Origin of the sequence: Pseudomonas sp. JV241A (assembly GCF_900275665.1) — a bacterium.
GTDB lineage: Bacteria > Pseudomonadota > Gammaproteobacteria > Pseudomonadales > Pseudomonadaceae > Aquipseudomonas > Aquipseudomonas wadenswilerensis.
In genome coordinates this window covers 77,640-98,974 of record NZ_OPYO01000023.1, presented here as the reverse complement: position 1 = coordinate 98,974, position 21,335 = coordinate 77,640, and the positions used below count along the sequence as shown (strand labels likewise).

The window sequence follows — 21,335 nt, the reverse complement described above, 5'->3', positions numbered from 1 at the left end:
TGTAGGGCAGCAGGGCGCCGCGAAAGTCAGGCGCTCCTTGAATGCCTCACAGGTAATTCACGATAAAGGTCACTTCGGAGTTGGCGCTGCCCGCCTGGAGTTCTTCAGTGCCCAGGCGGTAGTAGGCTGCGGATAGCGGGATCTTGAAGTTGAGGCCGGTCGTGGTGAACGCGTCGAACGGGTAGCTGGTATTGAGTGCGATTGGCTGGCCGAGTGCATTCATCAATTGCAGGCCGATGCCTTTAGCCGTGGACCCGGCGTTGAGCGCAACAATGCCGTTCGGGCCGTCGATGACCGGGGTGTTGGCCTTGAGCGAGTAGGTCACTTTCTTGATGCCGGTCTGGCATTGATTCAAGGCAATGTCGAAAGGCACCGTTCGCGGCTTGGCGCCAGCCTCGCGAAACTCTTGGAGTTGATAGTCGTCACCCATGGCTACGGAGACGGCAGGAGTCTGGCAGGAGGCGGCATTCACTACCAGAGCATTGGCCAGGTTGAATTTATTCAGAATCAGCTCGCCTGATTGCAGGTTGCCCAGATTACCGGCAGCAATATTGACTTGCGATGCCAATGGGCCTGACTTGATGATTTCCAGGCGGACCGTGCCGGATGCAATACCATAGCCTTTTGGGCTGATCGCAAATAAAGAAGGCTCATATCGACTTAACATGTCCATCCAGATACGGAACGAGAGCCCCGTTTTACCTAAGGGGAAGGTCGTTGCGAGACTGGCCGGGGTGCCTAGCGCTGGATTTACTGCCACGCCATATTGCGAGGTCGAATTGCACGACCAACTGTGCGATGTCGATTGCTGCGCGGTGTCCTGGTAGACCACTGTGCCATCCGGCGTGTCGGCGGGGATTGTCAGGCCACCACTGGCCAGGCCTGCGCCGAAGTTGAGGCTTTGAGTGGTGGGGGAAAGGTTGAATGTGCAATTCGCCGCTATCGCGTCCGACGCGCAGGCCAGCAACGTCGTCGCGACAATGCCGAGCAGGGGATTCTGTAGAGTCAAATGCTTCATGAAGAGGGCTACACGGGGCGGAAGGAGCGTTGCAGCCTAATCAGTCAAAGTATCAATGGATATCAGGCGATTCTGAATCATAGAGCCGCGCGAGGCGAACTTGACTCAGCGGCGGCTCAACGAATTGTCGCCATCACTGACGACGGCGATCAAGGATTGATTGCCCTACGAGTGGCACGAGGTATCGGGAGGTAAGCTGTAAAAAGACTGCTTTCGACCCATTGCTGCCCTTCATTGGAGAACCTGAATCAGTACGAAAGGGACGTCTGCGTCCCTTGGTTTCAAAAGGGGAAGCCTGTACTCAATAACCGGAGAAGCCTTGACCGAACCCTCATTGGCGGTGTATGAGCCGGTCCAGGCTTCGACAGCAGGAAGAATCTCAGCGGGCTTGGGCAGCTCAATTCGTTCAACGCGACCAATTGTCCGTTGAATCCATCAAGAGAGTGAATCGTCGGATTCCAAAGTGCGATGCCCAATCCTGAGCGGGCGGCTTCGATTGCCTGGGCGTAGTCACCCATCACCCTGTCGATGGGCTTCGAAGTCAGGCGTTTGCCATGATGGCTCATCCACGCTCGCCACAGTGTCGTGTCGCCGCTGTGTAGCAGCGCAGTATCCTGTATTAAAGACAACGGCTGTTCGTTCATGGCGAGAACTTCGGGTGACACCACGGGGCAAAGCGACTCCTCGAATAGTGGCTCCTCGTCTCCGTCATTCCATTGTCCGCGCCCGTATCTGATGGCCAGATCGACCTCCCCTGAGGACAGGCTGGCATTCAATGCAGAGGTGACCAGTTCGATACGTAAATCCTGAGTCGTACCTTCGAGTTCGGTTAGGCGCGGGATCAACCAGAAACGCGCGAAGGACGGCGTAGTGGCCAATTTGACGATGGGCAAGGTATGGCCGACGGGCCGGGGCTGTCGCGCTTGTTTCAGTTGGTCAAAGGCATGGGCGACTTTGGCCAGCGCGATTTGTCCAGTGGCCGTCACGGTGACACCGCGCGCATGGCGGTCGAACAGGGAGCATTGAAACCATTTTTCAGCCATTTCCACACGTCGGCTGATGGTCGCATGTGTAACTTCCAGTTCCGCTGCTGCAGCAGTGAAGGAACCTGTACTGGCGGCGGCAAGGGCAGCTTGCAGGGCTTCGAAAGGAGGGAAAATATCGTCTGAGCTGTACGTCATATGCACAGCTTATGGATAAGTAGTGCTATAGGTCAACAGCCCGGGGGTTTCTATGCTGCGCTGCCATATTTATTGAGATAGCAGCATGTCGTGTTTGAAAGCGCTCATTTCGCCATTGGTGTTCATCGCTCAAGTGGCAGGGCTTTGGGCGGGCAATTATTGTTATGCCGCCTCGAGCTTGGAAAGGCCAATCGTACGAGGTTATGAAGGGAATGGAGGCGTCACCGTTGAACTGGTCATGTCTGGCTCACCTGGAAAAGAATGTGCATTGCTCAGGATTCGAGGAACGGAAGCGGAAGCGGGGGCCGTGGTACATCAGGCAAACGTTCAGCGCTCACCGGTTTCGACATCCTTTGTAGAAATTATCAACGGGGTTTCACGGACAATTTTTGAGGTACGAATGCATCAGGGTTTTCTTCCGCGTAAAGACCAGGAGCCTTATGTCTTGGGAGAAAGCGCCCGCTTGGAGAGACTGAGTAATATCGGCATGGAGCTACAGAGGTTTGGAACTGAGGAATTTGCCGCTCATCAAGCTGGGACACAGACCGCCTTGTGCGAAGATTTGACCGGAAACCGTCCTTGATCGAACGGATTCTTTTGGCCGGAAGGTGAAACTGGTGGTCGTCGCTGATCTGGTTGATCCATAGCGAAGCCTGAATAGCCGTTGGCCTATACTGCGCTGACCAAATATCCGGAGCAGCAGTGTGAAGAAGACCCTGGTGGGAGTTATCGAGGCGGGAGAGCCGCTGATACAACAGGCCATCAATGCGCAGCGACGCTACCACGCCGCCCAGGACGCCGGCCAGCCGGCACAGGAGGTCGAACGCCTGCGGCTGGAGGCCGAGTCGCTGTACCAGGCTGTCACCGAGTACCAGCTGCGGTCGCTCGGCGGGCCTGCACGCTCGTTGCACTAATTTCAACTTATCTCCGGCCGTCTGGCGTCGGCGGCATGCCGCCGTAGGTGCGAGGAATCCCGCCGATCTGCCGATTCTTCAGCTCTGTATTTTCCACGAGTGCGTCGGACAGCTCCCAGGTCATGTGCTCGATCCTGGCGTTCAACCTGGTGATCTCGGCCGCCTGGGCCTGATGGATGGCCACCAGCTTTTCGATGTTCTCCCTGGCCTGGTCGAGCTCATGTTGTAGCTGCTCGCACTCGGCCTCAACAAGCCGCGCATGCTGGCGCAACATTTGAACAGGCGTGGGCATGCCCAGCGCGAAGCTGTCGTCTTCGATGATCACGGTCTCGCCCATTTATACTGTTTGGATGTACAGTAATCGAGGTGAGCGTATTTTGACCATCGGAGCTGACGAGAGGCAGAGCAGTCTGGGGAACTAACCTATCGGGAATCTGGCGCTAGCGTGCTCCGGCGACGAAGTCTCTGCACACTACATCCGATATGGCCCGGGCAAGGGATCCTTTGAACAAGGGCGTAGGCTCATCGTCACCGCTGGCGTTTTCAAGGTCCGTCACCGAAGAGCCGGCGCCCAAGAACAGTACCCTGCGCTGGACGCAATCGAACTGCCGCTTCGAGTAGCTGATCCCGCTGATGCCTGATCTCTGAGTGATCACTTCAAGGCCTGAATCGGTCTCGGTCACGCTGATAATCGAATACTCAGCATTAGGATCGGACGGGGCTGTAATGGGGGCAGCATGTGCCCACGGGCTTAACACCACCGCTGACCAGATGGCAATTTGCTTCCCTATCATGGCTATTCCCTGTGCGTTTTGAACGGTGCAGGGAATATACGGTAGTGGACATTTCCGGGATGTGAAGGAGGCAGGTTAGAAAGCTGACGAGTTGCAGGAGGAAGGGATTGTGTTCGGTCGGCAGGACGCCGAAGGAGGGGTGAAAATTGGTTCCAAAACTCAAGGCACGTACCGTGGCAGAATGCGGCCTGTAGCCGGGCGGTAACTCGAAAGTTTTGGAACTGAAATGTGGTGCAAGGGTGCGGCGGGCTGGCGTCTTCGTATCGGTCTTGAAAACCGTCGATGGGCAACTATCCTAGAGTTCGAATCTCTACGCTTCCGCCAATTCCAAAGCCCTGATTATTCAGGGCTTTTTGCGTTTCTGGGGCATGGAAAAATGTCAGCGCTGACAAAACTTCGGCTACTTGGTGGGCTTTGCCAGCGCTCCTACGCGGCGGTAAACCCGCTCAGTGATTTCCCTGCTACGAACGGAAAACGATAAGGCGCTGGCGGGCAGCGCGGGAGGGTCAGTCCCGTCGGACCCTGAAGCCGAACATGCACTCAACATCGTGGTGTTCGCGCTTTTGATAGGCCTTGAACTTGGCCTGCGAGGGCGTGCTGGCCAGCATCTGGGCTTCAACTCAAGCAAGGGCACAGGGCAGGACAGATGGTTTTGGCGGTGCCTTGTAATTTGAGCTTACTGGAATGGTAACTGTCTCGAGTCCGTAACTAACACGGGCTGAACAAAGCCTTCGGTATCACCATTCAGCCACGATTGTTCTGTTCGTGATACGTAGAATTTAACGGCTGCGCCAAATTCGTCGGTTGAAGCTGCTGCGATCAATGTGTGCTGCGGATACTGCGTGCGCCACTGCTGAAACACTGCGTTGATCAACAGCAAGGCATGTGCAAGATGATCGTCTTCCAGGTAATCGTCGATACGCAGTGAGTTGACCCAGCATTCAACGCTCGTCTCGTCCGGGCAGAGCGCTCTTTGCACAGTTCGAAGTCTTTTCTTGAAAACGGTCAGTAGAAAGCACCCCTCCCACTCACTGAACCCTTCCGCGATCAGTCTAATCAGCTCATTTGGCAAATTTTTACCGCTGAGCGTTACTGCCTCAAGCTCTTGGGACATCAGCTGATTTATGACCACTCCGATTCCCCTAAGTACCTTTCCATGGCTTTGTCTGCTGAGTTGTTAAGCTTTTTGTCTTCCAACAGCATGTTGACGGATTTGGACGCGTCTATGAAGGTTTTCGTGTCCGGATCATCTACTTTGTGGCTGAAGGTCGCGGCGGGATGTGGGGCATGGCATTTTTTCATCCATACGCCGGCCTTCGTTGCCGGATGCGCCATGGTGGCAATTTGGTTTGGGGTGGGGTATTACGAGTGACCGGCATGGGGCCGGAGAAAAGGAGAAACAATGTATGCAGGGGAAGTTTCTGTCGATGCGCTGAAAGCAAATCATCAGCGTCATCGCCTCGCCCTGTTCCTCGATACCGGCCCAGGCCATGAGCTCCAACGGGCCTGCTTAGTCCCTGACCGTACCTTCAAACGCATGTCTTTTTCCTGCAGCTTCGCGGACTTCTCGCGCTTGCGCCGGTCGCGCTCGGCCTGGTCCATCGCCATATGACGCCTCTTTCAATCCACTGGGCGGCAAGTGAACATGCAGGTGCCGGCGGCGCTGCTGGGTGATCTTCTGGATGCGTCTCATGGGTGGCACACCTCAATTGGCTTCTTGTTCGTAGAGCCAGAGGGCATGACCACTAGTAGACGCTTGTTTGCGCGATACACGTCCCAGGGCAGGCCAGTGGACGTGGCCATGGCCGCCGCGTACTTCACTGCGGGGATGGGCTGGGCGATCGTGGTGATCATGGCTACGCCCCGGCCGGGTGATGCAGCGGGGCGAAAGGGATGTCGTCGTCGAAGCTGTCGAAGTCTGGGCCCGGGGCGCCTTGCTGGTTCTGCTGCTGGGCCTGCGGGCGGCTCTGTTGACGCTGCTGCTGAGGCCGAGGCTGTTGCTGCTGGCTTCCTTGCTGCGCCTGCGGCGGCGGGCTGCCGGCGAACTTGATGATGATCGCGCGGCCTGTGAGCTTCACGCTCTGGGAGTGATCGGCCTTGGTGCAGGTTTCGACGTGGGCGTCGTCGATGGTGAAGTGCAGCTGCTTGCCCTAGAGCGTGGCGTCGACCCACTGAGTAGGGCGCTTGCCATCTTGGCCTTTGTGGCCGTGTTCGCACGCCAGGGCCAGGCGGCCACCCGCAACGCCACGGTGCTCTCCGCTCATGCTCGCATGGGCTGATGATCGAGCGGGAGAACTGGTGAAAGCGTATAACCGAACCCGAATAGCTGGCCAGGCGTGCGAGAGGTCCTATACTGCACTGATCCGGTGAAGCACTTATAGGTGGCCTCACGAAAAGCTACATGTTAGCCATCAATTAAGAATTTAATTGCGTCTTGGCCTAATTGCTTAAGAACTTCCGGCTGGATGCCGGCATTAATTGAAACTAGATCCGCAACGGCGCCGAGGGTGTCAATAATCTTTCTTCCGAAAGTTGAATTAACGGCTTCTCGATATTCCGGGTCTACGAAGGCGTGACCCATCATGGTTTCTATGGCTTCAACTACTGGTATAGTGCCGCTTATTTGATAGTCCTCTAGCGCAGAAATTATTTTTCTTAAAGACTTTGTGATATAGCTTTTAACCTTTGGGTCAAGTTCGCTTGCTATAACTTCTTCGGTCAAGTTATTGAGGCTTTCACGCGCCTCCGTTAATAATTCGATATCGAGTTCCGGGTGGCTATGAAAGTTCATGCAGGTGGCAATTACTTTCAGGTACAGGTTGTCATTTTTACCGTAACGTATCTGAAAGTTTGAGATTGATGTCGTGAGGTCTATTTTATCAAAACCTTCTTTGACTTTTTCATACCATGCATCAGTCTGGGGGGCTAGATCGTTGAACAGCTCATTCATTTGGTTCTTGAGCGCTTCAGTTGTCTCCATGAACTCGCCAATCTTAATTAGTAGCTTGGCGTGATTCGGCTTGGGAACACCTAGGGCTTTGCTCCAAGCATCTTTTGCTGATGTGCCGGAGGAAGTGGAGGTGACTGATTCAAGTATTCTTTGAATGCGTGGGGCTGGGCTCTCGAACTTCATGTTCACTTCCATCAGTTTGATATACAGCCCGGAGCCATGCCATCCGTAAATCGCTTAGCCGGCTCCAGAGTGCGGGCTCGATTCCAAATTCTACCAAGAACTTTGAGGGGAGTGAATTCTCGCACTGTAAGCGATTTACCCTCCGGAGCTACTGAGCCTATGCTACTTTCATCAAAAATGATTGGAGCAGTGGCGCGTGAAAAAGACTCTTGAAGGAGTTATCGAGGTCGGCGAACCGCTGATTCGGCAGGCCATCGATGCGTAGCGGCACTACCATGCCGCCCAGCATTTAGGTCGGCTCGCCCAGGAAGTCGAGCGCTTGCGTCTGGCGCCGGCGGCATGCCGCCGTAGGTGCGAGGAAACCCGCCGATCTGCCGATTCTTCAGCTCTGTATTCTCCACCAAGGAGTCAGAAAGCTCCTAGGTCATGCGCTGATCCTGGCTTGAGCCTGGTGATTTCGGCGGCCTGGGCCTGATGGATGGCCACCCGCTTCTCGATGTTCTCCGGGCTCGGTCGAGTTCGTGCCGCAATTGTTCGCACTCTGCTTCGACCAGTCGCGCATGCTTTCGCAACATTTGGACAGGCGTGGGCATGCCCAGCACGAAGTGGTCGTCTTCGATGATCACGGTTCCGCCAAAGAATACTGTTTGGATGTACAGTAATCGAGGTGAGCGTATTTTGACCATCGGAGCTGACGAGAGGCAGAGTTTTGCGATGGGCTCGACCCGGTGATAGATCTGTTCGGTGATATCGCCTTTGGTTTGACCAAGCAGAGCGCACCTGGCGCCGCGCGTTTCAAAATCAGCTGCAGGCCAACGAAAAATCCACCTCCAGGAGCTGACCAATGCTCCCGCACACCAGATTCGCCTACGCGATCGCCTTGCTGCTTCTAATCTCTGGTTGTCAATCCTGCTCGCCGCTCCCGGTCAGGGTGGTGGTGTAGAGTGCCACCACCACCGCCGGTAGTATGGTTTATGGAGCGTGGCTGGCGATATTGCTCCAGCTTCTACTCAACGAATTGTCTCTATCACCGAAGCCGGCGACCGGGATTGATCGTGATTCAGGCATGTCAGGCGTGCGCCAGAGACGCTTCTCAACAACGTAGGCTTGGCGGCCTGGATGGATGAGCGTTATTGAATTGATACCTCATATTCCCGAGTGCAGCGAATGACCTGCTTGTTTGGCGTGTACAGGTTTTTGAGCAAGGATTCGTTGTCGGGTATCGGTTGATAGTATTGGGTATAGGTAAACTTACGGGTTTCGCGATGGGCAGGTGATTGGTTTAACCATGTGCGGGTAAGGTAATCAATGGATGCAAGTCGACGGTCGAAGGCGCAATCGACGCTGTCGATCTCGCCGCGGCGAAACCTCAGGGTATAGCCAAAATAGACTCTGTCGGACTTATGGTAAGGAAGACGCTCGCCTTTCTCATTGAAAATTGGGAGGAGTGTATTTGTGTTCGCGTCAGTCAGTGTAAACCAGTTTTCGGCCATTCGTAAGTCGGTTTTATTGAATACGTTGATTGGCGCTATGCCATAAAAAGTTGCAGCGCTTGTGCCGGAATTGCTTGAGCCGGTGATTCCAATATAGGGGGCCGGTATCGAGATGAAGTAAATTGAGCCCAGGAGTATTATGTGTATGACGAAAACAATTGAGACAGGGGAGGGGCGATGGAGGCTGTTGGATTGAATGTCGTGGTTCGTTTTTGGCCTTGCCAGCGTACAAACGCCAAAGAGCTCTCGCCGTCTTACCGCAATGATTCGGTAAATGCGGGAGCCCATGCCGAACAGTTGCCCGATCCAGAGCAGCGGAACAACCGGCCACAACAAAATGATGTGTTTGGCGAGTTTATAGTAAAGGTCATAGCCGCGGAAAACCTGCCTAGTCTCTTCATTGACTCCATAAAGATCCGTCAAGGCATCTTCGCTGTCGATATTGTATTTTAGAAGTTGTTCAGCGCTTTGTGACACTGGCATGAGACGTATACGGTTGAAAACGTCAAGATAGGTAATGATTTGTACGGTCTTGTCACACATATTGCATTTGTCATCATAAAATAACAAAAGCTTTGGCTTTGAGTTTACGCCAAGTGCAGGCCAGAAAATAGCTGCCCACAAGACAAATTCAATTTGTGCCAGTGATCCAAGATTCAAGATAATCAAAGATAGGGCGAAGAACATTAGTCCCCATACAATGACATACTTCCGCCACAGTCCTCCGAGTAAAGTAAATGGAAGGACGGTGGCATACCACACCATCATGAGCCAGAGTGTATATTTGGCGGTGGCGGTTGCTAGGTTGTTGGAAGCGAAAATTGCTTCGAACCAAGCGTGCCATTGAGACATGAAATTGTTGGTTAGCAGTAGCGGTCCCGCGATTCCTGTTGTCCAGGCAGGTTCGTTAATGTGCATGGATAGCGAGTATACACACACTAGCCAATATGAAAATAGTGCGGAAAATTTTGCTAGTGCAATAGTGATCTTGTCGGGTGGCGTTCTGGTGTAAAGTAGCAGTGCGGGGCTCAAGTGCCAACGCTTTATTATTAGTGCGTCAAGAGAGAGGTATTTGCCAGCACTGGTTAGTAATAAAAGAGCACTCAAGATGGCAGCGATGTCATTGCCCAGTGTGCTGGTGATTAAGATATATTCTCCGATTTGCCACATCACGTATATGGAAAACGCCAGCGCTATCTGGGTGAAAAGTCCAAGTGTCAGCATGATGGATGCGATGATGTCTAATGCGCTAAATAGTCCGATCAGGCTAAAGCGTTCATCAGGCAGCAGCAGTAGTTGTACATTGACTGCTCTGAATAGCAGGATAAGTCCAAATAGCACTCGCAGAATTGCAAATTTGTAGTGCTCGTTGTCTGACGTTTGTGGAAATGCTCTGCTCAGTAGCTTTTTGCCCAGATGCTCCGCGAAGGAGCGGGTAGTTGGTATAAAATGCACAATTGCATAGATGGCGGCGAAACTAGATACGTAAAATATCCACGCTTGGATGTATAAGGGCGGAGTCATGTTGTTCTCATCAGTGTTTTGGATTTTTATAGTCGGTATACGACGGCGTTGCGATTTGCTTGGTGTGGCTGATTTGGGCGGCTCGTATAGCTAGGAAAGGACTGGGATAGCAAGCTATTTTTGATGCCCTCCTGGGCTGAGGTTCAAAAACGCAGGCTTGCTTAGGAATCAGTGCTTTCCTGTTCTTGACTCATTGATTCACCCTTGAATGATGCGTTTCCAAGGTGTTTTTCCGTGCCGGCCCACGTCTCCCACTAGGAGTGGTCGTTCAACCTTGACACGCAGTGAGCTTTGCCGAATTCGACCTTGCGCAGAAGGCGACCGACAATGTCTACGCGCTTAACGGATTGTCTTGGGAGGTCACCTTTGTTACGAGTCAACCGGCACTGCATGGGCAGGTATCGATGTCGAGTGTTAAGGGGCTCGGATGTATTCATGCGATAAAATCCTAAAAGCTCAAACGGTAGCACCTAGCGATGTTCAGCCACTCGATGCCTCTGGGGGCATTGTGTGGCTCTCGATTCCCGGGGCGGCAGATGGATGATGAAGAGCGGTTTTTTTTAGATCGTAGCAAAAAATCGGTTCCAAAACTCAAGTGGTGTACCGTTGTAGAGCGCGGCTTGTAGAAAGGCGATTGCACGAAAATTTTGGAACTGAAACGTGGCGCAAAGGTGCAGCGGGCTGGCGTCGTCGTATCGGTCTTGAAAACCGTCGATGGGCAACTATTCTAGAGTTCGAATCTCTACGCTTCCTCTATCTCCAAGCCCATTATTTTTCAGGGTTTTTTGCGTTTATGAAGGGCGGAAAACAAGGCCTAGGGAACATTGCTTCCAATTTATTGTGACTTCCGTCCCCACGAATTGATCGTGCTTTGACAGCCCGTCAGCCATAGCGGGGCGGTGCCAATGTGCACATTGACGAGAAAGCACCGGGCAGGATGCGACACTTTATGAAGTGAACATCAGCGAATAGAAGAGCCAAAGCCAAATCAGCAGCAGAAAATCCGCCATCACCGTCGTCGGGCTCAAGCACGAGTGCTTGCGAGAAGCCGGTAGCGAACAAAGCGTGTGCCGTCGACGTTGACCTCTCCGTCCGGTTGAAACCCTACTCGAAGAATACCCTTGATCCGGGTTCTAGTCGGTGCAAGCAAGACAGTGACCGATTCCAGCCCCATCTCCTGAAAGGCTCGCCGAACGATCTCATCATAAATTGCTTTGCCCAGGCCCCAGTAGTCCGGATGTAAAACCAGGGCGAGGTCTGCATCACCTTCTGTTTGCTGCAACCCACCCCAGCCGGCAAATTTTTGATCCACCATGAACGCCCAGGGGCCATATCCGTTGAGCATCCACTGCGACTCTTTTTCGGCGACCCACGCTGAGCATTTGGCTTGGTCGAAATCAGGGCGGCCCAAGGGCATGTGGCGCAAGACAACCGGGTTGTTGTTGAGGTCGATGATGTCGGCGCTGCTGATTTCACTGAGTCGCTTGAATTGCAGGTCCATGCTTTGCCTTTTCCGCGATGTTTAATGCTGGTTTGCACCCGCGCAGACGAACGAACCTAGCCGGCGGGCTTGTGCTCTGCAGTCCCTTTCGCAAGGTCAACGGCGGCGGTAATGGCTGCTCGCGCTTGCGGGCTGTTCTTCCAGCAGGTCGAGCCTAGCGCGGCTGACGCCTGAGCCAAAATGTCACTGACATCCGATTTGGCTAACCCTGCTAGCGATTCAATACCCATCTGTTCGAGCCGGGTAATGACGGTTGTGCCTACGCCCTTGAGTGTGAGCAATGCCGCTCGCTCTTTCGGTGAAAATGGCATCTGAGAAATCCTTTTCAGGGTATGAGTATTTGGAGGATTGCATGGGAGATCATATAGGGCAGGTGGGTTCCTGTTCACTCCAAGTGCAGGTAGCCCTGTGGGATTATTCGGCCCACACGACCTGATAAAGGACGGATACAACAATCAACCTTAAGAAAACACATTTAAATCAATCTGTTAGCTTCTTTCTGGAGTTCGGATACAAAAAATTTCAAAACTCCCGTGTACAGGTGTGGAATGCCAAGGGTAATTTCACCCTCAAGCTGTGCGGTCAACTGCAATGGAATGCAGCCTGTAGCAACCCGGATCTTCATGCCTCCACCGGGTTTGCACCTAATACAATAGAGGGAGCTAATCGTGAACTGCATTTTCTGTGCAATCGCCAAGAAAGAATCACCGGCTGCCGTTATCTACGAAGACGAGCAGTGCCTGGCCTTTCTCTCCATCCAGCCGATTACTCCTGGCCATGTCCTGGTCATTCCCAAGGCCCACGCAAGCGGCCTGGGTGATATCCCTCCTCAAACCTGTGGCCACATGATGCGTGTGGGTCAACGGGTGGCGGCCGCCCTGCGTGAAAGCGGCTTGAGCCTCAATGAACACCCCTGCGAAGGTATCAACCTGCTGCTGTGCGATGGCGCTGTGGCCGGGCAGACCGTGGGCCACGCCCACCTGCATGTACTGGCCCGCTTTGTCGGTGACGGTTTCAACCTGGGTCATGCGGACCTTCCACTCGCTACGCCCCAAGTGCTGGGCGAGCGCGCAGAGCAGATCCGTCGAGCCTTGACCTCGCTGCCACCGGTTTAACTGCAAGTCGCTTTAGTTTAAAGGCACGCCCGCGATAAGAGGGTTGCGTGCCTTGCTGTGCGCAGTAAGCAAATCATCAACTTGTAGGCATCTACGCAAGGAGGCGAAGCTATGTATTGTACTGTGGAAACTTAGGTCGTGCGCTGGGCTGAGTTGAACACTACAGATCACAATAAGAAGGGAATTCTCATGCCGTCACTCGCAAGTAACAAGGCTGCCTTGCCTTCGGCAAATATGCAGTTGGTAAAGGATGATTCAGCCGGATCGGCAATCTACAGTTTCTATGATTCAGTACTTCAAGACTTGTGCCAGTCTGACAAGGTCCAAGTCAGGCAGGTGGTTACGCCAGCGCAGTTTCTCGAACTGTCTCGTGCCCGCAGCCGGTTGTACGGGCAGCGAAAGGTTTACTACAAGACGTTGTTTGGTAACGCGGTCGACGACACCGTATGCCTGGATGAGTACGACCCGCGTTCCTACGTGTTTGCCTTTTATTATGATGGTGAAATTATCGGCACCCAGCGTATTACGCCTTTCCCTCACGAGTCGGGCGAGTTCATCAGCCATGAACAACTGGTGCGGTTCTCCGGGCCCAATTACGAGAATGAGTGCGTCGAACTCTCGCGACTTATTGTCGACAAGCATTCCCCGGTCAAGAACGTGGTCAACGGCTTGGCGATGACCGGCGCCTCGCTGGTCGCCCTGGAAGGCGGCTACAAAACCTTCATCACCTACGTAAAACCGCGGCTTGCGCCGAAGTTCGACAGCTTCGTCTTTGATCAGGACGGTATCTTCTTCCAGATCAAAGCCCGCGGTGATCACTACTACGCCCTGTACAAAGGCGATCTGATGCCGTCGGTCACGCCCTTCTTCGGCCTGCAAAGCTGCCCTGCAGACCTGAAGGACATTGATGATTTGATTCGCTACACCTTGGCGGCCCGTACCGCGAGGCAGTCACTGGCGGGATGAGCATCCAAAAACAACGACAACATTGAGGTTGATCCAAGATGGAAGCCAGGAACAAAGAAGTGGTCATCGAGTTTTACGAGCGCATGTTTGGCCAGCGGGAACTGGCGGTCGCCGATACGTTGATTGCCGAGGATTATGTACAACACAACAATGTATTTATCCCACCGCGCCGCGAAGGCTTCAAGACCTACTTTACGCAGTTCTTCAAAACATTCCCCGAGTCGGGTACCAGCATTGAACGGGTATGCGCCGAAGGCGATTATGTCTTCCTGTATGCCAAGCACTGGGCCAAGCACAGGTTCTTTACGGTGAATTACAAGGTGATCGATATCTATCGTGTGGAAAACGGTGTGCTGATGGAGCACTGGGACACTATCGAAGGCCTGGGGTTCTTCTCCAAGTTCATCTACATCATAAAGTCCGTGCTGCGCCTGTAAGTCCGTGTTCGCTTGATATTATAAAAAGTGTCATGAATGATTTATCAACCCGCCAAGGAAGAGAGTGAAATGACTGAAGTGACCGCGTTTCGCAAAGAGCTGAAAGCCATCTGTGATGCCGAATGGGAAAAGATCAAGGCCGGCCGCTTTTTCCAGATGATGAAACGCCCCGAGTTGCAGCGTGAGCTCTACATCAAGTCGATTGTCCAGGTGTATCACTACACCAAGAACAACGCGATCAACCAAGCGGTGGCGTGCTGGAACCAGGACCATAAAAAGGTCGGCCTGCTGCGTTTTGCGATGAAGCATGCGCTGGAAGAACTGGGCCATGAAAACATGGCGTACAACGACCTGATCGCCATTGGCGTCGACAAGTCCGAGTTCGATAAGCCGATGCTGCCGGCCACAGAGGCGTTCTACGGCTACCTGGATTTCGTCTCTGTGTGCCGCGGCATCATTCCACGGCTGGGCTACAGCTTCTGGGCCGAGGACTGCTACGAGCACCTCGAGCCATTGATGGATGTCTGCAAGAACCATCTCAAGCTGACCGACCAACAACTTACCTTCTTTGTCGCCCACGCGATCATCGACGAGAAACACTCCGAGCAAGTCAACGCAGCCATCGACCGCTGGGTCGTGACCGACGAAGAAAAAGAGTCGGTCAAGCAAGTCGCACGCACCACGGTTTACTTGATGGGCAAGATCCTCGAGTCGGTCGCCGACGAGTTCTGAGGCTTGGCAACAGGCGTCCTCGCGCACCCGCTGCGCGAGGAGTTTTTACAGGGCGTGCATAACAATAAAACGATCGGCCGGTCTGGCGCTTGTCCAACCGCCTGGCTGCCTCGGTCAATTCACTAGGAGGTGACATGAGTAGCAATAGCGACATGATTACCTGGGGCATGATGTTGCGCAAAATCCCCTCGATCGCCCGGGCCATTCCTCGGCTCGTCAGGGGAATCAAAGCTTCCAAGCTCAAGGTCGATCAGCCCTGCGGCCTGGGGTGGGCCTTCGAACAGGCGGTTGCGCGCAACCCTCAAGGACCGGCGTTGCTCTACAAGGACAATCGTTTCAGTTATGAACAGGTCAACCAGTGGGCCAACCGTTTCGCCCACTACCTGCTTGCCCGTGGCCTGAAAAAAGGCGATGTGGTCGGCATATTTATTGAAAATCGCCCGGAATTGCTGGTCAGCGTGCTGGCGGTCAGCAAGATCGGCGGTATCTGCGCCATGCTCAACACCTCGCAGACCAACAACGTCCTGATCCACAGTTTGAGCCTGGTCAATCCCTCGGCGATTATCGTCGGTGAAGAGTTGGTGCCATCCTTTGACGCGGTGCGTAACGAGGTTGCCATCGATGAGTTGAGCACGTTCTTCTTGGCTGACACCGACACCACTCGCGATGCGGGCGTCGCGCCCGAGGGTTACATCAACCTGACCCGCGTCAGCGAAGCGCACTCCGCTGTCAATCCGGCGACCACCCAGCAGGTCTACCTGGACGACGCCTGCTTCTACATTTACACCTCCGGCACCACCGGTTTGCCCAAGGCCGGGGTGTTCAAGCACGGGCGCTGGATGAAAGTCTACGGTAGCTTCGGCATGATCGCCCTGGATATGCGCCCCGATGACATCGTCTATTGCACCTTGCCGCTCTATCACGGCACCGGGCTGTGCGTGAGCTGGGGCTCGGCATTGGCCGGGGCCTCGGGTTTCGCCATCCGCCGCAAATTCAGCGCCAGTCAGTTCTGGAATGACACACGCAAGTTCAAGGCCACCACCATTTGCTACGTCGGTGAATTGTGTCGCTACCTGATCGACCAGCCTCCCGCCGGCAACGATGGCGACAACCCGGTGGTGAAAATGATTGGCAACGGCCTGCGCCCGGGCGTGTGGGTCGACTTCAAGAGACGCTTCAACATCGAGCGGGTCTGCGAGTTCTATGCCGCCAGTGACGGCAACATCGGCTTTACCAACATTCTCAACTTCGAAAACACCATCGGCTTTGCCATCAACGCCTGGTCGCTGGTGGAGTACGAACACGACACCGGCGAGCCGCGGCGCAGCGCGAACGGTTTCATGCAGAAAGTCGGCAAGGGTGGCCAAGGTTTGTTGCTGGCCAAGATCGACGACGACGCCCCATTCGACGGTTACACCGATCCGGAGAAGAGCAAGAAGGTGGTGCTGTACGACGTTTTCGAGAAGGGCGATCGTTACTTCAACAGCGGCGACCTGATTCGCGATATCGGCTTTGGCCACGCCCAATTCGTCGACCGCCTGGGGGACACCTTCCGCTGGAAAGGCGAAAACGTCTCCACCACCGAAGTCGAAAACATCATGGTGCAACACCCCCACATCGCCGAAGCCGTGGCCTACGGTGTGGAAATCAAGAACACCAACGGTCGCGCCGGGATGGCCGCCATCACCCCATCGGCCCCGCTGGAGCAACTGGATTTTTGCGACCTGCTGCGCTTCGTCAAAAGCCAGATGCCCCACTACGCGGTGCCCATGTTCCTGCGCATCAGGACCTGCATGGAAACCACCGGCACGTTCAAATACCAGAAAACCAAGCTAAGGACCGAAGCCTTCGACCCCAGCCAAACCGGCGAAGACCCGGTCTACGCTTGGCTACCGGGCACCGAAACCTACGTGCGCGTGACTGAGCAGGTGCTGCAGGACATTCATGGCGGCAAGTTCCGCTACTGAAGGGCAACTGCGCGCGCGTCAAACCACAAGGCTGAACAAATGCGTAAGGCTGCTCACTCAAGCGGAGCAGCCTTACGCGTTCTGGTATCCCCGTCATAGCGCTCCGTGCCCCATTGGATGCATGCCCACGACCGCTTGATTGCAGCGCTAGGTGCTCTGGCCCTTGTGGCGCAGGGCATTCCGAGGTACAGGGTAAAGTGCCTTCAGCTGTGAGATCGCAGGAGCGTTCGATGATGTCCACTCCCTCACTGCCGGCCATGCTGCCCCTCAAGCGCGATGTGCGCCTTGCGCTGACGGTCTGGACGATCTGGTCGTCGCGCCAGCGCGCGTTGAGCGAGGTCAACGTACACTGCCTCAACCTCCCCCTGGCGCTGGACACCTATGCCGAAGGTATCAACAGGCAGAACTGGCCGCGAGCGAAATCAAGGAACTCGTCGCGCAACTCATGACGATGCAGCAAAGCAGTCCGCTGCAACCGCTCATGGACACGCCTTGTGTCGGATCTTGGGCTCGCGAACGCATGGACGCATTCCGTCGCCTCACCAGAACTTTAGCGCTGACTTTGAATCATATGGCACATCAATCATCGCCTCTGGAGGCGTTCGAATCATGAGAAAAACCTTTGTAGCTGTTTTTGCGTGTGCGTTTGCACTGGGGGCAACTGCGCTGCTGCCTGCCGAGTTTTCGCCCATTGGCTCAGCCTACGCGAAAGACGGTGGCCATGGTGGAGGAAATGGCGGCGGGCATGGCGGGAATGGCGGAGGCCGGGGCGGTCAAGGCAGCAAGGGTGATGGCTTTGGTGGAGATCATGCAGGTAAGGCAACCCGCGATCATGGCGTGAGCGGCAATCACTACGGCAGCGACCGCAACGGCGATAATGGCCATGGTTCCGCCACCTCTGGTATCGCCCACTCCAAGGATACTCGTGGCCTGTCAAAGTCGACGGCTATTTCTCGAACTACTCCAGGCGATCATAATTCCAAAGGACTGAGAAATGCAGTCAGCTCGTCCTCAAAGAATGACCGTTGAGGCGTCTACTTCTATCTGTCCATCGTTAGTAAAGCAGCCCAGCCCCGCGCTGGGCTTTTTTGCATTTGGCTACCGCCCAGCCCCGCGCCGATGCCGCCCGATGCTCATGAACGGCTGAGGGTGGCGTGTGAGCGGTCCAGGGCAACGAGCGTGGAGTAGCGGCGTCTTCAGCGATCAATCAGGGCGTGCGGGCATGTGCCCGAAACCTGGCATCGTCTGAATCCCAAACCAACTGATACCCCCCGCCATTCGGCACAGGGTTGGCAATCTCGTACTCTCGCCACTCCGACATTGCCCGACCATCGATTTCCGTTGGCTTGCGCTCAAGCAACCACACAACGGCATTGATGAACTGCCCATGTGAAAACACTGCAATATCCTCGGCAGGATGCGCGGCGAGTCGATCCAGGAATACTTTTGCCCGAGAGACGAAGTCCAAAAACGACTCCGCTCCCACGCCATCCCGCAACGCTGGATCTGACTTGGCCCAATACGCCTCGACCCAGTTCCGCCGCTGGGTAACTGTGGTGTTGGCGCAGCGCGCCGGTTCAAGGTAGGTGAATTCTTGAACTGGCCAAGTTTCGAACGCTGCAGCAGGGAAGGCCGTGGCCGTCGCCTTGGCGGTTGCCTGGGCTCGGGAGAACGGTGAGGCAACGATCAACTGCGGCGCCTGGGTGAACGACCGGGCTACTCGTTGCGCTTGTTCGACACCCTTCTGCGTAAGGGGAATGCTTGCGTGATCGCGACTGGCTTCGCCTGCGTTTGCGGCGCTTTCACCGTGGCGAATCAGCCTGGTTTGCTTCATTGTTTACCTGTCTTTTGAAAGTGCATGGGACAATCTGGTTTAACATGACGCCAGATCAACAAGGAGGATTGATATGAACAACCCCAGCAAAAAGCCCTTCATCCTTGCCGGCGGTCCACTCATCGCCATGGGCGCAGGCTTTATTGCCGTGGGCCTGTCCGGGCAACCTGCATTCGCTTACACCGGCCTGGGCTTGCTTGTTCCCGGTGTAGTATTGGTCGCGATCGAGTTCTGCTCGAGGCGTCGACAAGCTTGAGGGGTAGGCATCAGCAGCATTGTTCACGATAAGGATATCCGTGCAAAACCCACAACCGACCGATCCATCCGATTCCCTTGCAACTTCACCCCCCGAAACGTTGATGAACTGGTCGATCAAGGCTCGCCTCATTGCGCCCAAGGACCTGCGCAATGGCATCCTGGCGATTACCATCGGGATGCTCGGGGTAGCCGGTATGCTCAGTTGGCTGGGGGGCGACAATTGGGTCTACGGGATATGTGCCGTTATGTACGTCCTGATGCTGCTGTTATTAACGGTCAGAACCCACCTCTCATTCCAGCTCACCCGCGACGGTATAACGATCAGCAAGTACGTACGCTCCGATCGCGCCGCCAGAATCACCATCGTGGTGGTTGTGGTGATCGAAGCGGTGGTGATGCTCTGGCTGGCGGTGGCGACCGGCACCTGGTGGCTGTTGCTGACGCCGCTGTTTATCGCCTACATCCTGCTCACCCGCGAGATGGCGCCGCCTTCGCCCGAAGCCTGTACGGAACATGAGCACGGCCCCGGCTGGGAGCAGTATCGCTACCTGACCATTGACCGCAAGCGCCGCATCCTGGTCCCGCATATCAGTGAGCTGTCCATCGGCTTCGAACTGCGTTTGCCCGACAAGGCGATGTTCGAAGAGTGCCTGGCGCTGTTACGTGAACTGTTGCCAGCGCAGGTCGAGTATCTGGAGCGGGATTGGGAGTACGCCTGACGCAACGCCAACAGCAGCGCCCGTTAGTTTGCCTGCTTACCCAAGCCCTGCAACTTTTCCTGTAAATGCCGGATTTGCCAGTTGTCCTCGGGGTAGAACTGTCGGGCTATCTGGAGGGCTTGCGTATAGGTGCTGCGGGCTTTGCCGGTGTCACCCCTGGCTTCATGGATTTTGCCCAGGTTGTAATAGCGCAGCGACACTTTGGGGTGACGCTCGCCAAAGAATGCGATGTCGCTGCTCAGTGCCTTGTTCAGGAAGGCTTCGGCCTTTTCGTATTGTGCAAGGCCGAAGTAGGCGTCGCCGATGTTGTTCCAGCGGATGGCGACGCTAGGGTGGTTCGCACCATGGTTGGCCAGGTCGATATCCAGTGCCAGCTGATAATAGCCCAGTGCGTCCTGGTATCGGTGCTGAAGGTGGTAGGCAAAACCCAGGTTATTCAGTGCCGTGGCTACCGACGCGTCGTGTTCACCCAGCCGCCGCTTTCTGATCGCCAGGTTCTTTTCAAGGTTGTCGATGGCCTGGTCATACTGCCCCAGTTTGCTCAACGTCGTACCTAGGTTGTTGTAACTGTCGGCGGTGTGCAGGTCATCGTTGCCAAGTACTGCGATGCGCATGTCCAAGGCTTTCTGATGCTGGCTCAGGGCAGTCTCGAGGTTGCCCAGTCGCTCGTGGAAGTAACCAAGGTTGCTCCAGTAGGTCGCCTGCTGGCTGAGCGATACTTGGCCGTTGCGTTCGGCCGCTGCAAGTGCTTGGCTCATTAGCCGTATTGCCTGGCGATCATCCCCCAAGGCCGACACTGCCCGGGCTTTGACATTCAAGGTTTCGCTATCGCCAGGATCGCTTGAAAGCACGCGATCCGCTTCCTGGATCGATGCCTGGTATTCGTCCGCCAGTAACAGGTTCAAGGCTTTTTCGCTCGGCGGGGCAAGGGCGGCGCTTGCACACGCCATCATCACCAGCAACGGGAGAGGCAGCAGCATGTTCAATACATGAATACGCATGGTGTTCCTTCTAGTCGACGTGCAGTTCCAGCATCAGCTCTGCAGCTGTTTTGCTACGGCCTGTTCTCTTTTCAGTGCAATGGCCAGCATCGCCGCCGCTGTAATCCCGGGCATCATGAAGATATAGATTGTCGTTGGGAACGTGCGGCCAAAGTAGGCCCACGGCACGCCCCAAAGTGCGGTCGCGACCACCCCGGCAATCAGCAGGCGCTTGTAGCGTACTTCGGGGGTTGTGGCCATTGAGATCGCGTAGATTTTCCAGCTCGTCCACAGGCAGAACACTGACATCGAGATCGGCAGCAGAATGATCGCCCAGGCGAGCCAGCCTGTTGACGCCAGTGAGCCGAGTGCGCCAGCGAGAAAGAACAGTGCCCCCCAGATAAACACCAGGGTGACGGGCAACAATCCGGCAATCGCGCCGAAGGTTAGAACAATTCGAAGTTTGACCAGGTTACTCAAGAATCCGTCCATGGCTTGCGGCGCTCTCCATTCAAGCAGGGCGCCATCATACCCTTGCCGTCACCCAGGCAAAAACAAGACCTGTCGGCAAGGAATTTGGGAAGCGGGGCAGGGTGCTTTGCCTGGAAACTGATTTCAGTTTAGGCCGGAGGTGTTTGGGGATAAACGCCCGGGGCTGAAAGCTTTGTTGGTGAAACAGTACAATGCCGTTTGCCGCACAAGCAATAAGCGCTAATGGCGGTTATTATCCGCGCCCGCAGTGTGTACTGCGGATGTCTTAGTCAAGGAG

General features: G+C 55.0%; 22 protein-coding genes and 3 pseudogenes. 13 read left to right on the top strand and 12 right to left on the bottom strand.

Annotated elements, in window-relative coordinates; translation table 11 throughout:
* Positions 1 to 46 precede the first annotated feature (46 nt).
* Positions 47 to 1,018, bottom strand: coding sequence for a fimbrial protein (locus JV241A_RS14895; protein ID WP_166675706.1), 972 nt, complete (start codon positions 1,016 to 1,018; stop codon positions 47 to 49).
* A gap of 90 nt (positions 1,019 to 1,108) precedes the next feature.
* Here JV241A_RS14895 and JV241A_RS14890 point away from each other — a divergent pair.
* Positions 1,109 to 1,213, top strand: a pseudogene (locus JV241A_RS14890) (lysis protein); the annotation flags it as partial.
* A gap of 86 nt (positions 1,214 to 1,299) precedes the next feature.
* Here the strand turns inward: JV241A_RS14890 and JV241A_RS14885 are convergent.
* Entirely contained in the window at positions 1,300 to 2,199 is a 900-nt protein-coding gene (locus JV241A_RS14885) for a LysR substrate-binding domain-containing protein (RefSeq protein WP_134063289.1), read from the bottom strand.
* A gap of 85 nt (positions 2,200 to 2,284) precedes the next feature.
* On the opposite strand from JV241A_RS14885, the gene JV241A_RS14880 reads away from it, so the two are divergent.
* Together JV241A_RS14880 and JV241A_RS14875 are read left to right on the top strand one after the other, a co-directional pair.
* Positions 2,285 to 2,782, top strand: coding sequence for a hypothetical protein (locus tag JV241A_RS14880; RefSeq protein WP_134063287.1), 498 nt, complete (start codon positions 2,285 to 2,287; stop codon positions 2,780 to 2,782).
* A gap of 121 nt (positions 2,783 to 2,903) precedes the next feature.
* Entirely contained in the window at positions 2,904 to 3,113 is a 210-nt protein-coding gene (locus JV241A_RS14875) for a hypothetical protein (RefSeq protein ID WP_115086741.1), read from the top strand.
* A 7-nt stretch (positions 3,114 to 3,120) separates the two neighbouring features.
* Here the strand turns inward: JV241A_RS14875 and JV241A_RS14870 are convergent, their stop codons facing one another.
* The 3 genes and pseudogenes from JV241A_RS14870 to JV241A_RS27675 all read right to left on the bottom strand — a co-directional run.
* Positions 3,121 to 3,450: a hypothetical protein gene (locus tag JV241A_RS14870; RefSeq protein ID WP_134063285.1), complete on the bottom strand. Its 330-nt coding sequence runs from the start codon at positions 3,448 to 3,450 to the stop codon at positions 3,121 to 3,123.
* Between the two features lie 1,133 nt (positions 3,451 to 4,583).
* Positions 4,584 to 5,021 carry a hypothetical protein gene (locus tag JV241A_RS14865; RefSeq protein ID WP_134063283.1) on the bottom strand — a complete coding sequence of 146 codons (438 nt, stop codon included), beginning with the start codon at positions 5,019 to 5,021 and terminating at the stop codon, positions 4,584 to 4,586.
* 742 nt (positions 5,022 to 5,763) lie between these two features.
* Positions 5,764 to 5,895: pseudogene (locus JV241A_RS27675) on the bottom strand (single-stranded DNA-binding protein); the annotation flags it as partial.
* A gap of 231 nt (positions 5,896 to 6,126) precedes the next feature.
* Here JV241A_RS27675 and JV241A_RS27670 point away from each other — a divergent pair.
* Positions 6,127 to 6,277 (top strand): annotated as a pseudogene (locus tag JV241A_RS27670) (DUF2514 family protein); the annotation flags it as partial.
* 34 nt (positions 6,278 to 6,311) lie between these two features.
* Here JV241A_RS27670 and JV241A_RS14855 read toward each other — a convergent pair.
* From JV241A_RS14855 to JV241A_RS14840, 4 genes are all read right to left on the bottom strand, one after another.
* A complete protein-coding gene (locus tag JV241A_RS14855; protein ID WP_134063281.1) occupies positions 6,312 to 7,040 on the bottom strand; it encodes a hypothetical protein in 729 nt (242 codons plus the stop codon).
* A gap of 1,130 nt (positions 7,041 to 8,170) precedes the next feature.
* The gene (locus JV241A_RS14850; RefSeq protein WP_134063279.1) at positions 8,171 to 10,057 is read right to left on the bottom strand and encodes a DUF393 domain-containing protein; all 1,887 of its coding nucleotides are present in this window, start codon (positions 10,055 to 10,057) and stop codon (positions 8,171 to 8,173) included.
* 1,024 nt (positions 10,058 to 11,081) lie between these two features.
* A complete protein-coding gene (locus JV241A_RS14845; RefSeq protein ID WP_134063277.1) occupies positions 11,082 to 11,558 on the bottom strand; it encodes a GNAT family N-acetyltransferase in 477 nt (158 codons plus the stop codon).
* Positions 11,559 to 11,614: 56 nt separating this feature from the next.
* The gene (locus tag JV241A_RS14840) at positions 11,615 to 11,869 is read right to left on the bottom strand and encodes a helix-hairpin-helix domain-containing protein (RefSeq protein ID WP_115087700.1); all 255 of its coding nucleotides are present in this window, start codon (positions 11,867 to 11,869) and stop codon (positions 11,615 to 11,617) included.
* A gap of 357 nt (positions 11,870 to 12,226) precedes the next feature.
* Here JV241A_RS14840 and JV241A_RS14835 point away from each other — a divergent pair, with 357 nt between their 5' ends.
* From JV241A_RS14835 to JV241A_RS27665, 7 genes are all read left to right on the top strand, one after another.
* On the top strand, positions 12,227 to 12,673 hold the full coding sequence (locus JV241A_RS14835) for an HIT family protein (protein ID WP_115087699.1): 447 nt from the start codon (positions 12,227 to 12,229) through the stop codon (positions 12,671 to 12,673).
* Between the two features lie 189 nt (positions 12,674 to 12,862).
* Positions 12,863 to 13,639, top strand: coding sequence for a hypothetical protein (locus JV241A_RS14830; protein ID WP_233674298.1), 777 nt, complete (start codon positions 12,863 to 12,865; stop codon positions 13,637 to 13,639).
* A 38-nt stretch (positions 13,640 to 13,677) separates the two neighbouring features.
* The gene (locus JV241A_RS14825; protein ID WP_043859797.1) at positions 13,678 to 14,076 is read left to right on the top strand and encodes an ester cyclase; all 399 of its coding nucleotides are present in this window, start codon (positions 13,678 to 13,680) and stop codon (positions 14,074 to 14,076) included.
* A 69-nt stretch (positions 14,077 to 14,145) separates the two neighbouring features.
* Positions 14,146 to 14,808: an iron-containing redox enzyme family protein gene (locus JV241A_RS14820; RefSeq protein WP_115087697.1), complete on the top strand. Its 663-nt coding sequence runs from the start codon at positions 14,146 to 14,148 to the stop codon at positions 14,806 to 14,808.
* 134 nt (positions 14,809 to 14,942) lie between these two features.
* Complete coding sequence (locus JV241A_RS14815; protein ID WP_134063275.1) at positions 14,943 to 16,775, top strand: long-chain-acyl-CoA synthetase; 1,833 nt, start codon at positions 14,943 to 14,945, stop codon at positions 16,773 to 16,775.
* A 233-nt stretch (positions 16,776 to 17,008) separates the two neighbouring features.
* On the top strand, positions 17,009 to 17,224 hold the full coding sequence (locus tag JV241A_RS14810) for a hypothetical protein (protein WP_134063274.1): 216 nt from the start codon (positions 17,009 to 17,011) through the stop codon (positions 17,222 to 17,224).
* 160 nt (positions 17,225 to 17,384) lie between these two features.
* Positions 17,385 to 17,804: a hypothetical protein gene (locus JV241A_RS27665; RefSeq protein WP_134063272.1), complete on the top strand. Its 420-nt coding sequence runs from the start codon at positions 17,385 to 17,387 to the stop codon at positions 17,802 to 17,804.
* 178 nt (positions 17,805 to 17,982) lie between these two features.
* On the opposite strand, the gene JV241A_RS14800 is transcribed toward JV241A_RS27665, so the two are convergent.
* Complete coding sequence (locus JV241A_RS14800) at positions 17,983 to 18,609, bottom strand: histidine phosphatase family protein (RefSeq protein WP_134063270.1); 627 nt, start codon at positions 18,607 to 18,609, stop codon at positions 17,983 to 17,985.
* Positions 18,610 to 18,682: 73 nt separating this feature from the next.
* Here JV241A_RS14800 and JV241A_RS14795 point away from each other — a divergent pair, with 73 nt between their 5' ends.
* On the top strand, positions 18,683 to 18,865 hold the full coding sequence (locus JV241A_RS14795; protein WP_134063268.1) for a hypothetical protein: 183 nt from the start codon (positions 18,683 to 18,685) through the stop codon (positions 18,863 to 18,865).
* A 40-nt stretch (positions 18,866 to 18,905) separates the two neighbouring features.
* Positions 18,906 to 19,586: a hypothetical protein gene (locus tag JV241A_RS14790; RefSeq protein WP_134063266.1), complete on the top strand. Its 681-nt coding sequence runs from the start codon at positions 18,906 to 18,908 to the stop codon at positions 19,584 to 19,586.
* 23 nt (positions 19,587 to 19,609) lie between these two features.
* On the opposite strand, the gene JV241A_RS14785 is transcribed toward JV241A_RS14790, so the two are convergent.
* Together JV241A_RS14785 and JV241A_RS14780 are read right to left on the bottom strand one after the other, a co-directional pair.
* Complete coding sequence (locus tag JV241A_RS14785) at positions 19,610 to 20,587, bottom strand: tetratricopeptide repeat protein (RefSeq protein ID WP_134063264.1); 978 nt, start codon at positions 20,585 to 20,587, stop codon at positions 19,610 to 19,612.
* Positions 20,588 to 20,620: 33 nt separating this feature from the next.
* A complete protein-coding gene (locus JV241A_RS14780; RefSeq protein WP_134063262.1) occupies positions 20,621 to 21,046 on the bottom strand; it encodes a hypothetical protein in 426 nt (141 codons plus the stop codon).
* Positions 21,047 to 21,335: the final 289 nt, after the last annotated feature.

Excerpts from the sequence above, each read along its gene's own strand:
- JV241A_RS14895 (WP_166675706.1), bottom strand. The coding sequence starts at position 1,018 with ATGAAGCATTTGACTCTACAGAATCCCCTGCTCGGCATTGTCGCGACG.
- JV241A_RS14885 (WP_134063289.1), bottom strand. The coding sequence starts at position 2,199 with ATGACGTACAGCTCAGACGATATTTTCCCTCCTTTCGAAGCCCTGCAA.
- JV241A_RS14880 (WP_134063287.1), top strand. The coding sequence starts at position 2,285 with ATGTCGTGTTTGAAAGCGCTCATTTCGCCATTGGTGTTCATCGCTCAA.
- JV241A_RS14870 (WP_134063285.1), bottom strand. The coding sequence starts at position 3,450 with ATGGGCGAGACCGTGATCATCGAAGACGACAGCTTCGCGCTGGGCATG.
- JV241A_RS14865 (WP_134063283.1), bottom strand. The coding sequence starts at position 5,021 with ATGTCCCAAGAGCTTGAGGCAGTAACGCTCAGCGGTAAAAATTTGCCA.
- JV241A_RS14855 (WP_134063281.1), bottom strand. The coding sequence starts at position 7,040 with ATGAAGTTCGAGAGCCCAGCCCCACGCATTCAAAGAATACTTGAATCA.
- JV241A_RS14850 (WP_134063279.1), bottom strand. The coding sequence starts at position 10,057 with ATGACTCCGCCCTTATACATCCAAGCGTGGATATTTTACGTATCTAGT.
- JV241A_RS14845 (WP_134063277.1), bottom strand. The coding sequence starts at position 11,558 with ATGGACCTGCAATTCAAGCGACTCAGTGAAATCAGCAGCGCCGACATC.
- JV241A_RS14840 (WP_115087700.1), bottom strand. The coding sequence starts at position 11,869 with ATGCCATTTTCACCGAAAGAGCGAGCGGCATTGCTCACACTCAAGGGC.
- JV241A_RS14830 (WP_233674298.1), top strand. The coding sequence starts at position 12,863 with ATGCCGTCACTCGCAAGTAACAAGGCTGCCTTGCCTTCGGCAAATATG.
- JV241A_RS14825 (WP_043859797.1), top strand. The coding sequence starts at position 13,678 with ATGGAAGCCAGGAACAAAGAAGTGGTCATCGAGTTTTACGAGCGCATG.
- JV241A_RS14820 (WP_115087697.1), top strand. The coding sequence starts at position 14,146 with ATGACTGAAGTGACCGCGTTTCGCAAAGAGCTGAAAGCCATCTGTGAT.
- JV241A_RS14815 (WP_134063275.1), top strand. The coding sequence starts at position 14,943 with ATGAGTAGCAATAGCGACATGATTACCTGGGGCATGATGTTGCGCAAA.
- JV241A_RS14810 (WP_134063274.1), top strand. The coding sequence starts at position 17,009 with ATGTCCACTCCCTCACTGCCGGCCATGCTGCCCCTCAAGCGCGATGTG.
- JV241A_RS27665 (WP_134063272.1), top strand. The coding sequence starts at position 17,385 with ATGAGAAAAACCTTTGTAGCTGTTTTTGCGTGTGCGTTTGCACTGGGG.
- JV241A_RS14800 (WP_134063270.1), bottom strand. The coding sequence starts at position 18,609 with ATGAAGCAAACCAGGCTGATTCGCCACGGTGAAAGCGCCGCAAACGCA.
- JV241A_RS14795 (WP_134063268.1), top strand. The coding sequence starts at position 18,683 with ATGAACAACCCCAGCAAAAAGCCCTTCATCCTTGCCGGCGGTCCACTC.
- JV241A_RS14785 (WP_134063264.1), bottom strand. The coding sequence starts at position 20,587 with ATGCGTATTCATGTATTGAACATGCTGCTGCCTCTCCCGTTGCTGGTG.